Source organism: Flavobacterium cyclinae (genome assembly GCF_021172145.1).
Lineage (GTDB): Bacteria > Bacteroidota > Bacteroidia > Flavobacteriales > Flavobacteriaceae > Flavobacterium > Flavobacterium cyclinae.
Genome location: NZ_CP089095.1, coordinates 1939470 through 1953312, shown reverse-complemented (window position 1 = coordinate 1953312; position 13843 = coordinate 1939470). Strand labels below are relative to the sequence as shown.

Genomic DNA, 13843 nt, shown 5'->3' with positions numbered 1-13843 from the left:
AAAAAATTACAACTCATACACCACCAAACCACTTCTAAACTTCGGTTCGATATACGTTGATTTAGGAGGCATGATTAAGTTGTTATCAGCTAATGCTTTTATTTCATTGATGTCAGAAGGGTAGAGCATGAAACCTAATTCAAATTCGCCTTCGTCAATTAAATCTTTTATTACAGAAATAGATAATTTACCAGGAATATAATCAATGCGTTCGTCGTTTCTTAAATCTTCGATTCCTAATAATGGGAAAAGTACTTTGTCGTATAAAATTTGGGCGTCTAAATTGTCTAAAATAGATTCTCCTAATCTCGACTCCGCTCGATTTGGCAATTCTGTGTTTTGATGTTTATAGAACAAAGCGTAAAAACTGCCATCTAAGTACATTCCAAATTCAAACTTATTTTGGGGTTTCCAAATTTCTTGATTTTTGGCGACAATTACGAAATGTTCTGATAATTTTTTAATAAAAGTATCTTTCGATAGTCCATTCAAATCGCGTATCAATCGGTTGAATTCGTAGATTTTTACGTTGCTTTCGGCAATTAAGAAACTCATGAAATAATTCAGGTTTTCGTTTCCTAGATGCTTGTCTTGTTCGTATAACAATTCCGCAGAAGCCGAACGATGATGTCCATCGGCAATATATAAATTAGGAATATTTTCAAAATGCTCTTGTAACCAATCCACTTCGCTTTGGGTGTCGATTTTCCAAAGTGTGTGTTTTTCTTTGTTGGTAGTGGAATATTCATAAACAGGTTTGCTCTGTTTTCGTAACGCAATAAACGTATTGATTTCCACGCTATCGGGATACGTAATCAAAACAGGTTCCGTATTGAAATTGGTTTGATGCAAGTAATCTTTGAACAATTCCACCCGGTATTGCAACGTATCTTCGTGTTTTTTGATTACATTATTTTGATAATCTTTCACTGAAGTCCCAGCAATAATTCCAGTAAAAGTTTGTCCTTTTGATTGGATTTCATACAGATAAAAAACAGGATGTTCTTCTTCAATTAGAATTTGTTCTTGTTTAAAATCTTGATATTTATTGGCAACGGCTTTAAAACGCTTTTCTAATGACACTTTTTGCGCATTGGCATAAGCAGGATGAATCACATGTAAAAACGAATACGGATTAAAATCCAACCAAGCGGCAAGCTCAGCCGAACTATAATCATCATAGGTTCTACACGTTACCAAAGCCACTTTGTCTGGCGCTGGACGTACTGCTTTGAAAGGTTTTATTTTGGCCATTTTGTTTAGTTTACAGTCTCAGTCGCTGTATTCAGATTTGACTGCGACTGAAAACTGTGACTGATTACTTTAAGAATTGTTTCGAAACTTTCTCTGCTTTTTTGCTTTCAGAGTAATCGTAGAAACCTTCTCCCGATTTAACTCCTAATTTTCCAGCCATAACCATATTTACTAATAACGGACATGGAGCATATTTTGGATTTTTGAATCCGTCGTACATAACGTTTAAGATGGATAAACAAACATCTAATCCGATGAAGTCAGCTAATTGTAATGGTCCCATTGGGTGTGCCATTCCTAATTTCATAACCGTATCGATTTCGTAAACACCACCAACGCCGTTGTATAACGTTTCGATAGCTTCGTTAATCATTGGCATTAAAATTCGGTTAGCAACGAAACCTGGATAATCGTTAACTTCTGTTGGTGTTTTTCCTAATTTCACAGATAAATCCATGATGATTTTAGTCACTTCATCCGAAGTATTGTAACCACGGATAATTTCTACTAATTTCATAATTGGAACCGGATTCATAAAGTGCATTCCGATTACACGTTCTGGATGCACTACGTTAGCAGCAATTTGAGTAATAGAAATCGAAGAAGTATTAGTAGCTAAAATTACATTATGATCACAAACTTCGCTTAATTGTTTGAAGATATTGAATTTCAATTGTACGTTTTCTGTAGCAGCTTCCACTACTAAATCACATCCTACTACACCGTCTTTAACGTCAGTATATGTTATGATATTTCCGATTGTTTTGTGTTTGTTTTCTTCAGTGATAGTTCCTTTTGCTACCATTCTATCCAGGTTAGCGGCTATAGTTGCCATTCCTTTTTCTAATGATTTTTCTGAAATATCGATTAATTTTACGGTGAATCCGCTTTGCGCGAAAGTATGAGCAATTCCGTTACCCATTGTTCCTGCTCCGATTACTGCGATTGTGTTCATTTTGTTGTTTTAATTTTTGAATAGGTTAAGTATATTATTGTTAAAAGTATAAGGATTGTATGAATGAATTTTTCTTCAATATAGGAAAAATATCCCATAAAGAAAAGGCCTATGTAAGCAATTAAATTTATAATTTTTGATAAAAATGCTAAACTATTTTTGATTGAATTAGGCAAATTATAGTTTACAATTTCAATCACGTATTTTATTATTCCAAGAATTAAAAATAATATTGAAATCGAAAAAACTAAATTGAAAAAAGGAACAACATTGTTATTTGTATCATCATTATGTTCATGGAATAGATATATAACAAAATAAACTAGAACTATTAAAAAGAGTAATGGTTTTAGTTTTTTTTCAATGAGTGTTGTAATGAATTCTTTTCTAGTCATTTTTATTTAAAATTTCTATTTCTTTTCTAATTTCATCCAATAATTGTTTTTCGGTTGGTAAAATTAATTCATATTGACTTGCTAAAATAGTAGCGTTGTTTTCTGGTAATGAAAATTTTACCACAGCATTATTTTTGTCTGCACATAAAAGGATACCAATTGTAGGTTTTTCGTGTTCTAGTTTTTCAATTCTGTCAAAATAATTTACATACATCTGAAGTTGCCCCAAATCTTCGTGAGTTAATTTGTGTGTTTTAATTTCAAAAATCACAAAGGCTTGTAAAATTCTATTATAAAAAACCAAATCTACAAAAAAGTCATCACCATCTAAATGAATTCGTTTTTGTCTTGCTACAAAAGAAAATCCGTTTCCAAGCTCTAATAGAAAATCTTGTAAATTTGTAATGATGGCTTGTTCTAAATCTTTTTCGTAATAAGCGCTTTCTCTTTTTAAACCGAGAAATTCTAAAACCATTGGGTCTTTTATAATTTCACTAGGATGAGATGGAATAACTTCATTTCTTGCAACAGCTAAAACGCTTTCTTTATCATTGCTTAATAATAATCGTTCAAAAAGTTGACTGTTAATTTGTCGTTCCATTTGACGAACCGACCAATTATTTTTTACAGTTTCGGCAATGTAGTATTCTCTTTTATCTCTATTATCAATACTTAAAAGTAATTTGTAATGCGACCAACTCAATTGCGTCCGCAGTGTGGACGCAATTGGGAATGTTCTATAAAATTGTCTGTATCTTTCCAATTGTCTAACAGAAAACCCGCTTCCATATTCAGGTTGGAGTTGTTTGGATAAGTATTTTATTAAATAATTTCCGTAATCAGCTCTGTTTTTTCCTTGCTGTTCTTCGTTAAAAATACGCTCGCCAATATGCCAATACATTAAAGTTCGTTGATTGTCAACAGAACGAATTGCACCTTCTTTTGCTTTCGCAATTAAAGATTTAATTTCAAGTATTAGATTTTGAGATAAAATCATTTTATAATAATAGATTTTATTTTGTTAAAGATATATTTTCTGAAATTTATAAATATTATAAGCACTAAAATAAGAGATGTTAAATACACATTTGACTTTATATTTAGGAATAAAATCACAAAGATTGTTGGAATATAACTTATATTAGATATGAATTTTAAAATTTCTGATTTAATATTAAATAAAGAGGCAAATAGAGTAATAAAAAATAAATGTAGTGTAGATAGTAAAACACATCCAATAATATCTTTATCTATAATCAAGTAATACACTAATAAGATTGAGCAATAAAGTATTACAGATATAATTATTTGGTATTTTATGTTATTATTTACTTTTTGCATTTATAAAAATATAAATTATCTTTTCATACACTCAATAATCTGATACGCCACTCTTAAAGCTTCGGTACCATCTTCTAAAGTTACAATTGGAGTGGTATTGTTGTTGATGGCATCAGCGAAAGTTTCTAATTCATCTAAAATGGCGTTGTTAGCTTCAACACCAGGATTATCAAAATAGATTTGTTTTTTTACACCTTCTGCATTTTGTAATATCATGTCGAAATCACCTGGAACTTCAGGTGCGTCTTTCATACGAACCACTTCGCACACTTTATCCAAATAATCTACTGAAATGTAAGCGTCTTTTTGGAAGAAACGCGATTTTCTCATATTCTTCATCGAAATTCGGCTTGAAGTAATGTTGGCTACACAACCATTTTCGAATTCGATACGTGCATTTGTAATATCTGGTGAATCTGAAATTACGGCAACACTACTAGCGTTAATTGATTTTACTTTCGATTTTACTACGCTCAAAATCGCATCAATATCGTGAATCATCAAATCCAAAACTACAGGAACATCCGTACCACGAGGATTGAATTCCGCCAAACGATGCGTTTCAATAAACATCGGATTATTGATTTTATCTTTCACAGCAGTAAACGCAGGATTGAATCTTTCCACATGCCCTACTTGACCTTTTACATTGTGTTTTTTGGCTAGAGCGATGATTTCTTCAGCTTCTTCAACCGTATTTGAAATAGGTTTTTCGATGAAAATGTGCTTTCCAGCTTCGATAACTTGTTTTGCACATTCAAAATGTTGCATCGTTGGTGTTACTATATCAACAACATCAACAGCAGCGATTAAGTCGGCAATAGAATCGAATTTTTTATAACCAAATTCAGCGGCTACTTTATTGGCGTTTTCTTCAAAAGCGTCGTAAAAGCCAACTAATTCATATTTTTCAGATTGATTTAATAATCGTAAATGTATTTTTCCAAGGTGACCAGCACCTAAAACTCCCACTTTTAACATAAAAAATTAATTTTATCAAAAGTACGATTTTAGTTGAAAGTGCAAAAGATTAAATTCTGAAACTTCGGAAAAAAGTTAGTTTATTTTCTGATTTGTTTTTTGAGATTTTAAAGCTATTTTTACCCAAACAAAATCATCCCAAATTGAAAGATACGAATAAACATCAAGGACTTAGAAATCAGTTGGTAAAGCAATTGGAAGAAAAAGGAATTACCGATAAAAACGTGTTAGCGGCTATTAGAAAAATTCCACGTCATTTGTTTTTGGATTCGAGTTTTGAAGATTTTGCTTACCAAGATAAAGCGTTTCCTATAGAAGCAGGTCAAACTATTTCCCAACCGTATACTGTAGCGTTTCAATCTCAGTTATTGGAGGTGGAAAAAGATCACAAAATACTAGAAATTGGAACCGGAAGTGGTTATCAAACTGCTGTTTTGTGTATGATGGGAGCCAAAGTATATTCGGTAGAAAGACAAAATAAATTATTTAAAATTACTTCTAATTTATTACCAAAGTTGAATATTCGACCAAAGTATTTATCGTTTGGAGATGGTTACAAAGGGTTACCTGATTATGCACCTTTCGACGGAATTATTGTAACTGCTGGAGCTCCATTTATTCCACAACCTTTGATGGCACAATTAAAAATAGGAGGAAGGTTAGTAATTCCCGTAGGCGAAAAAGAGCAAATTATGACGTTGTTGATTCGTAAAAACGAAACGCAATTTGAGAAACACGAATTTGGTGATTTTAGATTTGTTCCCCTTTTAGAAAATAAAAACTAATTAGCGAAGATTCGTTAATTTTTGTTTTAAAATTTCCAATTCGTCTAAGATGGAAGTGATTTCTTTTTCTTTAGATGAATTACCAACTTCAATGCCTTTTTCTTGCAGAATTTCCGTAATAGCTTGAATAGCAAATGGATTTAAATCGAAATTATGGTCTAATTTTACTTTGTACCAAGCCACCAATAAAGGCTTCAAATCGATTTCTAAAATTTGGGCTAGTGTTTGAATTTGTTTTTTAGTAGGAATACGAAATCCGTTTTCAAATTTACTTATTAAAGCTTGATCGGTTTTTGATAGTTCGGCTAACTTTCGGGTTGAAAGACCTTTTTCAATACGGGCTTGTTTCAAAATTTCTTTCATCACAGAACAATTAGTAACTTTTCTTAATTCGATCTAAATCGCGTTTGGTATCTTGTTCTTTTAAAGATTCGCGTTTGTCGTAGTTTTTCTTACCTCTACATAAAGCAATATCTAATTTAGCCAATCCTTTTTCATTGGTAAACAATCTAAGAGGAATAATCGTTAAACCTTTATTATCAGAATCTTTATTTAGTTTTTTTAATTCGCGTTTGTTTAATAGCAATTTACGCTCACTTTTAGCTTTGTGATTGTAGTGTGTACCGTATAAATATTCTTCAATGTGCGAATTGATTAAAAACAATTCTCCTTCGCTAAATTCACAAAAACTTTCAGCAATAGAAGCTTTTCCGAGACGAATTGACTTGATTTCGGTTCCGGTTAAAACGATTCCAGCTGTGTATTTGTCTAAAATTTCGTAATCGAATTTAGCTCTTTTATTAAGTATGTTGACGGTTTTTTGCATAAGGACCACAAATGTAAATTAAAATTATAGGATTTTAAAATGATAATTAGAGTTTAATACTTTTTAATCTATGATTTATATCAGTTTTTATGTTTTTGCATCCCAATATCTTTGAGTCATAATTTTTTTAAACTTAACAAAATGAGAAAAATAGTTTTTGCTTTAATGGCAATGTCTTTAATGACGGTAAATTTTGTAAACGCACAAGATAATGAAGAAAAAACAACTGAATTTAAAAAATGGCAAGTACGTTTAAGAGCCTTAGGAGTTGCTCCAGATGAAAGTGCAACAATTGGAATTATTGGCGGAGATGTTGCAATTTCAAATACGATAGTTCCAGAATTGGATTTTACTTACTTTTTTACTGAAAATTTTGCTGCAGAATTGATTCTAGGAACCACAAAACATGATGTTCAAGCTATTAATACAGCTGCAGGCGATGTAAATTTAGGAAGTGTTTGGTTATTACCTCCAACATTAACAGCTCAGTATCATTTTTATACATCTGAAAACAAAGTTTTTAAACCATATATTGGAGCAGGTGTTAATTATACATTGTTTTATAATGTAAAATCAGGTGATGTTGCCGATGTAAAATATGACAATGCATTAGGTTATGCAGCTCAGTTAGGTTTTGATTTAATGGTTGATGATACCTTTTTTATCAATTTAGATGTTAAACGTTTATTTTTAAGCACTGATGTTACTGTTGATGCTTCTAATTTAGCTCCAGGATTAAGTATTCCTGCAGAAGTTGATATCAATCCTTGGTTAATAGGAGTTGGTGTAGGAATGAAGTTCTAAACAAACACTTATCAAAATAGAAAAGAGACTACTTCGTGTAGTCTCTTTTTTTTTGAATTCGACTAAAATTTATTTTAGAAATTAAATTGAAAAATTAATTTTTTATATTGTTTTTTTTATAATTTTATGAATCTAACCAAATCAATAAAACGTATGAGCACAACATTTGAATTAATAGATAAAGAATCTATTGCGTCTTTAAATTTTCCAAAAACTGAAGTATTAGAAGATAAAGAAGAAATTGCTTCTCGCAAAACCAATTTAGAACGAGCACTTTCTTTAGGTAATTTAGAACACGTTAAAATTAAAATTTATTTTGAAGACGATTCTTCAAAGAAAATGGTAGAAACTACGATTTGGGGCGTTACTGATAATCGTGTTATTTTAAAACAAGGAGTTGTAATCCCAGTAAATAGAATTCATAAACTTGTTTAATTTAATGAATATGAAAAATTTTATTTTAGTAGGATTATTGTTTTTATTTTCAATAAGCATTTCAGCGCAAGAAACTAAAGTTATTAAAGACGGTAAGAAAGTTACTAAAGAACAGGTTGAAAAAAATAAGAAAGAATATCAGAAAAAAATAAAAGCAGCAAAAAAGAAAGCCTCTGCAAATAAAAATAAACCTAACAAGAAAGAAAAAAATACTAAATCAAATTCCGAAGAACAAGAAAATTTAAAAGAAACAGCGGCATCAAAAGCAGCTGAAAAAAAAGTAAAAGATAAAGTAACGGGAAAATACAAAGGGAAAAAAGTATATACTGGACCAAAAGGTGGAAAGTATTACATCAATAAAAACGGTAATAAAACCTATATTGATTAATCCAAAGCTTTTACTGTTACCCAATATCGATAAGCAATTATAGCTTTTTGCCATTTTTTTGCTTTGATAGGATCTAGTCCACGTTTTGTAAAACTGGGTAATACTAATTTATTTAACTTGGCTAATAGTTTAAACATGGTTTTAAATTTTGGCAAATATAGGAAATTAAAAATCCCGATTTTGAATCATTTTCAAAATCGGGATTTTTGGTTATTTGGTTTCTATGATTATTTTTTTGATTATTTTCTTTTCTTTTGGAGATGATTCCTCCTCAATTATTTTGATATCTTTTATTTTTTGAAGTTCGTAGTTTTTGAAGAAATCAATGTTGTCTTCAAGAATTTTACCTTGAAATTCTAATTTTAATTGATTCAAATATTGTGTAGGGTAACCAGGGAATTTAATTTTATCACCATCAAAAATTACAACAACATCACCGTTTTTAATTTCTATTGTTTTAGGTTTTGGTTTACTTGTTTTAAATTCAAATGTTTTTAAGTCAGAGCTGTTTTTTTTGTAATCATTTGATTCAATTATAATAACACCGTTTTTTGCCTTTTCACCATATAATTTAATCAAATCATCGTTTGGACTTTTAGTAACTATTTTTTCTATATTTTTTGGGTCTATATTATTTAATTCTGAGTACTTAAATTCAATTCCATTATAAATAATCAATGTTTTTGATATATCTACTTTTGGATTATTGGTATCTTCAATCAACTTTTCTGTACTTGGATTACCTACTTGATAACTAATACCCCAGCTCGAATTTGTACTTTCATTTCTAATATCACCATTAGAATCAAAGGTTTTACTTACTTGTTTTATTTTAAGTGTTTTTTTTGTAGTTAATTCATAATATACTTCATCTTCCATTTTGTCGATTTTGTATTTGGATTTTAATTCTTTATCATCCAGTTCTTTCAAATTATCTAATTCTTCGTCTAATGGAATCTTAATTTTTTCGTTTTCCGATTGTAGTTTACCATTCACAATCATTTTTACTTTTTTTCCGTTTTTAACCATATTATCAACGGTCCAAAAGTTTTTGTCATTTGATTCTTGTGCTTTTCCAACAATTGCAATTTCTTCTGTATCAGCTTCAGTGAATTCGTAAGTTGGAGTTTCACTTAGTTTTTTAAATCCAAAATAATCTTCATTATCTCTATTGCTACTTTTATAAAGTTCAATAGTTTCGATTGGAATAGTTCGATCGATTTTATATTCTTTAATCTCTCCAGATTTGGTCTTAAAAACTATTTTAATAGCAGTTAAAGCGTCATTTTTATCTCTTTTTAAGTTTGAAATTTTCAAAGTTAAATCTGAATCCGAAAATATTTTTTCAATCTGTTTTAAATTTTCGTTGCTCATTTTTGGAGTAATGATTACCGATACTTTTTCTTCACTTTTTGTTATTTCATTGGTGACAACTTCCTTCACTTGCGCTACGGTTTCAATTTGAAACATAAAAAAGAAACCTGTTAATAGAGGAAGAATTGTAGCATACTTCCAAGCATTTCTTTTGTGGGATTGATTTGTGTGTAACATAACGATTCGTTTTTTGATTAATGATTGATAAAATTGATTAGTAATACTTAAGTTGTGTTGATGAGTCACAACTTTTAATAAGGTTTTTTGATATTCGTATTTGTTTTCTATTTGTTGAAAAGTAGCATTATCAGCAATGAATTCTAGATTTTGCAACATCGCTTTTCGGTACAACCATACAATTGGATTTACCCAAAATAATGCACAAAATAGTTTTCCAAGTAATACATCTACAGAATGTTTTTGTTTTACATGAATGCTTTCATGTGTTAGTATATGTTGGATTTCAATTTCAGAAAATAGAGATGGATTAATAACAACATAATTAAAAAAAGAAAACGGATTTTCTGTGGTATTAGAATAGATGAGAGTATATTCGGATTCCTTTTTTTTGTTATGTTTTCTAATTCTATTAAAAAAAGAAACCAATTCAAAAGTTATTCTCATTACTAGTAAGATGGAAATTACTATATAAGTTGTAGTGGCAACAAGTGACCAATCTATTAAATTTTCTTGAATAGGAGTTGCATCAGAAGTTGTAATTATTGGAGTTATTTCTTCAAAAGATTCTTGAATTGGAATCGGGTCAACCCAAATCGTTTTGGTAAACGTAATCAAAGGTAGAACTAATGATAATATCATACCAATAATCATATACCAACGATTAGAAACAAAAAAGGTTTCTTTGCGAAGGAATACAACGTACATCAAATAAAATAAAATGATGAGTCCGTTTGCTTTTAAGAAATAAATCAGCAGATTTTCCATACTATTTCTTTTTTTCGATTAAAGCTAAAATTTCACGAAGTTCGTCTGCCGATATCTTTTCTTCTTCAGCAAAAAAGGAAACTAAATTTTTGTACGAACTGTTGAAATAGTTATCAATAGCGGTATTCATGAAGGCTTTACGATACTCTTCTAATTTAACAATAGGGAAGTACTGATGTGTTTTTCCGTAAGCATTATAGCCTACATATCCTTTTTCTTCAAGATTTCTAACAATAGTTGAAAGCGTATTGTAGTGAGGTTTATCTTCTTTTATTTCTTCCATGATATCTTTTACAAAAGCTTTTTTAAGCTTCCATAAAATATGCATGATTTCTTCTTCTTTGTTGGTGAGTTTTTGCATGACTTATCGTTTGATAGATCAAAGTTAAACTATTTTTTTAGTTATACAACTATTTTTTTAGTTATTTAACTAAATTTTTAGTTTTTATAACTTTTATTCTTCTAACCATGCTATTTACAGACGATAAAACGATGATGTTCTTTATTGTTTTCTCGTCAATATTTTTGAAGAAATTGTAATTGTCTTTTACTATTTCATCTTCAAATTCAATTACAACATTAATTAAAGGAGAAGTTGCATAATGAGGAACTTTAATATCTTTATTTGTTATGATATAACCATTTCTGTTTTTAAGAGTTAAGAGAATAGTTTCATTTCCATCAGAAAGTGTTCTAATTTCTTTTTCTTGGCTAAAACTAAAAATAGAAAAAAGTAGCAGTAAAAAAATGTGATTTTTCATAATGATGTATTAAAACATAAATATAGTAATTTATTTAAAGTTTTATTTTACGGATTCTTTTTTAACCAATTTGCTGGTCCAAACAAATAGTAATACACCAATAACACCTAGTGTTCCCATAAAAAACCAATTGGTTTGATAACTAAACAAGTCAATTATTTCCATTCCCGTTTTAGCACTTAAAATATGAGCTAAACTATAACTCATAGTAAAAATTGCCATATAACGACCTTCATGACCTTTTGGAGCGCGGCTCATGGCAAAGGAATTGGAAAAAGGGAAGGCAAACATTTCGGCAAACGTCATGAAAATCATCATAATAATAAGAATCCCAGACCAATTATTGATTAAGAGCAAGTAAATACTTATAGCCATTGCCATACATCCATAAGTAATGACTTTAAGTTTATTTATCTTATGTTTTTCAATGTAGTTTACAATAGGCATTTCTAAAAAGAAGACCAAAACACCATTGAGTGTTAAGAGTAATCCCGTTTGAAATTCGCTTAAATTAAACTGTTCTTTATGGTATAATGGGATTGTTGTAAATAATTGGAAGAATAAAATTCCTGTTATTAAAGTTCCAGTTAGGAATATCCAAAAAGGGGTATCTTTAAAAACAGAATGTGTTAAAACTTCACCAGGATGTTCTTTATCAGTATATTTTGATTTCTTTTTCTCTTTAACTAAAATCCAAAATATTGAAATCGCTAATATACATGTGGCACCATCTACCCAAAACAAGCCTTTGTAACCCACGCTCATAATTAATAATCCACCAAGTGCTGGTCCGGCAGCAAATCCTAAATTAATGGCTAATCGTACTAAAGTTAAAGCTCGGGTTCTATTTTCGGGTTTTGCATAAGCACCAAGCGATACAAACATTGCAGGTCTGAACATATCGGCTATTATCATTATGAAAAACATTGCGATAAGTAAACCTTGAAAACTAGTAATAAATTGTAATCCAAAGAAAGCAATTCCGCTAGTTAACAAACTAAAAATCATGATTTTGTAAAATCCAATTTTATCTGAGAGCTTACCACCTAACCAAGAACCTAAAATTGAACCACAACCAAAGCTTACCATAATCCAACCTACTTGGCTGTAAGAAAAATGTAAATCTTCTTTCAAATATTTTGATAAAAATGGAAGCACCATTGTGCCTGCACGATTTATGAAAGTGATGAAGGTAAGAATCCAAATTTCACGAGAAAATCCTCTAAAATTATCGATATATTTATGAAAAGCGCGTTGTAACATAATAATTTTTCTGAAACAAAATTACAAAAGCTTTCAGCAAAATAATGTTATAGAAATTATATATTTTTGTAAAAAATGAATTTAATGAAAAAAATACTAGTTTTCCTTTTTTGTTCGGCTGTTGTCTTTGCTCAAAAAGACATAACTGCTTCACAAGAATTTCAATCCAAATTAAACAAGAGTTTTTCAGATTCCTTAAAAAGCCCCTTAACTAAAGACGATTTAAAAGAATTTAAAGGTTTAGATTTTTTTCCAATAAGCGAAAAATTTATTGTTGAAGCGCTATTTATTAGAACCAAAAATGAAAAGGCTTTTGCAATGAAAACGACAACTTCCCGAACTCCTTTGTACGTTAAATATGGAGAACTTCATTTTAAAATTGATGAAAAAGAGTTTAAATTAAACGTCTATCAGAATATCGATTTATCAAAGAAGCCGGGATATTCTGATTATTTTTTTTTGCCTTTTTCTGATTTAACTTGTGGTAAAGAAAGTTACATTGGTGGTCGATATGTAGATATGAGAATGCAAAAAGGTAAAACTTGGATAATAGATTTTAATAAGGCTTATAATCCTTATTGTGCTTATAATTATAAATATTCATGCCCAATTGTTCCTTTAGAGAATGATTTGGATATCGAAATTTTAGCTGGTGTAAAAAAGTTCCATGACTAAGTATATTAATTTACATACACATAAATTTTCAAACCTCGCTGATGTTATTGAGGTTGTAAATCAATATCCATGGGAATTTGATACAACCATTCCTAATTATTCTATTGGAATTCATCCGTGGTATATCGATGAAAATCGATTGGAATTTGATTTGGAAATAATCCAGCAAAAACTGCAATTAAACGAATGTTTAGCGCTTGGCGAATGTGGTTTAGATAAACGTATAGAAATTCCGTTAGAAGTTCAAATTTCGGTTTTTAAACAGCAATTGGAAATTGTAAAGCAAACGAATAAACCTATCGTTTTGCATTGTGTGGCGGCATATGATGAAGTGATTGCCATCAAGAAAGAAATGAAAATTGAGAACCCAATGATTATTCATGGTTTTTCAAAAAACGAACAAGTAGCTCAGTCTTTATTAAAAAATGGATTTTACTTATCATTTGGAAAATACTTACTACGTAATAAAGATTTAGAAAAAGTATTTACCTTTGCACCCGAAAATCAAATTTTACTAGAAACCGATACAATTGAAGAATCCATTTATCAAGTGTATGAAAAAGCAGCTTTGATTAAAGGAGTTTCGATAGAGGACATGAAAGCGATTGTTTTTAGTAATTTTTCAAAGATTTTCAGCCTAAAACAATAAACTAAAAACAAT

The 13843-nt window shown here is 29.9% G+C and carries 18 protein-coding genes; 6 read left to right on the top strand and 12 right to left on the bottom strand.

Translation table 11 applies throughout. The features are described from left to right. Positions 1-6: 6 nt before the first annotated feature. The 5 genes from LOS86_RS09150 to LOS86_RS09130 all read right to left on the bottom strand — a co-directional run bounded on the left by LOS86_RS09150 (position 7) and on the right by LOS86_RS09130 (position 4926). Positions 7-1254 (bottom strand): DUF1015 domain-containing protein, encoded by a 1248-nt coding sequence (locus LOS86_RS09150; RefSeq protein ID WP_231841803.1) that lies wholly within the window; start codon positions 1252-1254, stop codon positions 7-9. 64 nt (positions 1255-1318) lie between these two features. After that, positions 1319-2209 carry a 3-hydroxyacyl-CoA dehydrogenase family protein gene (locus tag LOS86_RS09145; protein ID WP_231841802.1) on the bottom strand — a complete coding sequence of 297 codons (891 nt, stop codon included), beginning with the start codon at positions 2207-2209 and terminating at the stop codon, positions 1319-1321. Next, positions 2206-2604, bottom strand: coding sequence for a hypothetical protein (locus LOS86_RS09140; RefSeq protein ID WP_231841801.1), 399 nt, complete (start codon positions 2602-2604; stop codon positions 2206-2208). The genes LOS86_RS09145 and LOS86_RS09140 overlap by 4 nt, the downstream gene beginning before the upstream one ends. Then, a complete protein-coding gene (locus tag LOS86_RS09135; protein ID WP_231841800.1) occupies positions 2597-3601 on the bottom strand; it encodes a PDDEXK nuclease domain-containing protein in 1005 nt (334 codons plus the stop codon). The genes LOS86_RS09140 and LOS86_RS09135 overlap by 8 nt, the downstream gene beginning before the upstream one ends. 359 nt (positions 3602-3960) lie before the next feature. Then, a complete protein-coding gene (locus LOS86_RS09130) occupies positions 3961-4926 on the bottom strand; it encodes a Gfo/Idh/MocA family protein (RefSeq protein ID WP_231841799.1) in 966 nt (321 codons plus the stop codon). 143 nt (positions 4927-5069) lie between these two features. On the opposite strand from LOS86_RS09130, the gene LOS86_RS09125 reads away from it, so the two are divergent. Then, positions 5070-5711, top strand: coding sequence for a protein-L-isoaspartate(D-aspartate) O-methyltransferase (locus LOS86_RS09125; RefSeq protein WP_231841798.1), 642 nt, complete (start codon positions 5070-5072; stop codon positions 5709-5711). On the opposite strand, the gene LOS86_RS09120 is transcribed toward LOS86_RS09125, so the two are convergent. Continuing rightward, positions 5712-6074 carry a helix-turn-helix domain-containing protein gene (locus LOS86_RS09120; RefSeq protein ID WP_231841797.1) on the bottom strand — a complete coding sequence of 121 codons (363 nt, stop codon included), beginning with the start codon at positions 6072-6074 and terminating at the stop codon, positions 5712-5714. It lies immediately after the preceding gene. A gap of 10 nt (positions 6075-6084) precedes the next feature. Further along, positions 6085-6537, bottom strand: a complete 453-nt coding sequence (gene smpB / locus LOS86_RS09115) for an SsrA-binding protein SmpB (protein WP_231841796.1) — start codon at positions 6535-6537, stop codon at positions 6085-6087. Between the two features lie 141 nt (positions 6538-6678). Between smpB and LOS86_RS09110 the strand changes: the two genes are divergently transcribed. From LOS86_RS09110 to LOS86_RS09100, 3 genes are all read left to right on the top strand, one after another. Beyond that, positions 6679-7341, top strand: coding sequence for an OmpW/AlkL family protein (locus LOS86_RS09110; RefSeq protein ID WP_231841795.1), 663 nt, complete (start codon positions 6679-6681; stop codon positions 7339-7341). 153 nt (positions 7342-7494) lie between these two features. Further along, a complete protein-coding gene (locus LOS86_RS09105) occupies positions 7495-7776 on the top strand; it encodes a hypothetical protein (RefSeq protein WP_231841794.1) in 282 nt (93 codons plus the stop codon). Between the two features lie 10 nt (positions 7777-7786). Then, complete coding sequence (locus LOS86_RS09100; RefSeq protein ID WP_231841793.1) at positions 7787-8164, top strand: hypothetical protein; 378 nt, start codon at positions 7787-7789, stop codon at positions 8162-8164. Here the strand turns inward: LOS86_RS09100 and LOS86_RS09095 are convergent. From LOS86_RS09095 to LOS86_RS09075, 5 genes are all read right to left on the bottom strand, one after another. Continuing rightward, positions 8161-8301, bottom strand: coding sequence for an SsrA-binding protein (locus LOS86_RS09095; RefSeq protein ID WP_231841792.1), 141 nt, complete (start codon positions 8299-8301; stop codon positions 8161-8163). The two genes, LOS86_RS09100 and LOS86_RS09095, sit on opposite strands and share 4 nt — an antisense overlap. 73 nt (positions 8302-8374) lie before the next feature. Then, positions 8375-10483, bottom strand: a complete 2109-nt coding sequence (locus LOS86_RS09090) for a M56 family metallopeptidase (protein WP_231841791.1) — start codon at positions 10481-10483, stop codon at positions 8375-8377. A 1-nt stretch (position 10484) separates the two neighbouring features. After that, a complete protein-coding gene (locus LOS86_RS09085) occupies positions 10485-10844 on the bottom strand; it encodes a BlaI/MecI/CopY family transcriptional regulator (protein ID WP_231841790.1) in 360 nt (119 codons plus the stop codon). 61 nt (positions 10845-10905) lie between these two features. After that, positions 10906-11244 (bottom strand): hypothetical protein, encoded by a 339-nt coding sequence (locus LOS86_RS09080; RefSeq protein WP_231841789.1) that lies wholly within the window; start codon positions 11242-11244, stop codon positions 10906-10908. A gap of 42 nt (positions 11245-11286) precedes the next feature. Continuing rightward, positions 11287-12507: an MDR family MFS transporter gene (locus LOS86_RS09075; protein WP_231841788.1), complete on the bottom strand. Its 1221-nt coding sequence runs from the start codon at positions 12505-12507 to the stop codon at positions 11287-11289. A gap of 84 nt (positions 12508-12591) precedes the next feature. Here LOS86_RS09075 and LOS86_RS09070 point away from each other — a divergent pair, with 84 nt between their 5' ends. Next, positions 12592-13182 (top strand): DUF1684 domain-containing protein, encoded by a 591-nt coding sequence (locus tag LOS86_RS09070; protein ID WP_231841787.1) that lies wholly within the window; start codon positions 12592-12594, stop codon positions 13180-13182. Beyond that, a complete protein-coding gene (locus LOS86_RS09065; RefSeq protein WP_231841786.1) occupies positions 13175-13831 on the top strand; it encodes a TatD family hydrolase in 657 nt (218 codons plus the stop codon). The genes LOS86_RS09070 and LOS86_RS09065 overlap by 8 nt, the downstream gene beginning before the upstream one ends. The last annotated feature ends 12 nt before the right edge of the window (positions 13832-13843 follow it).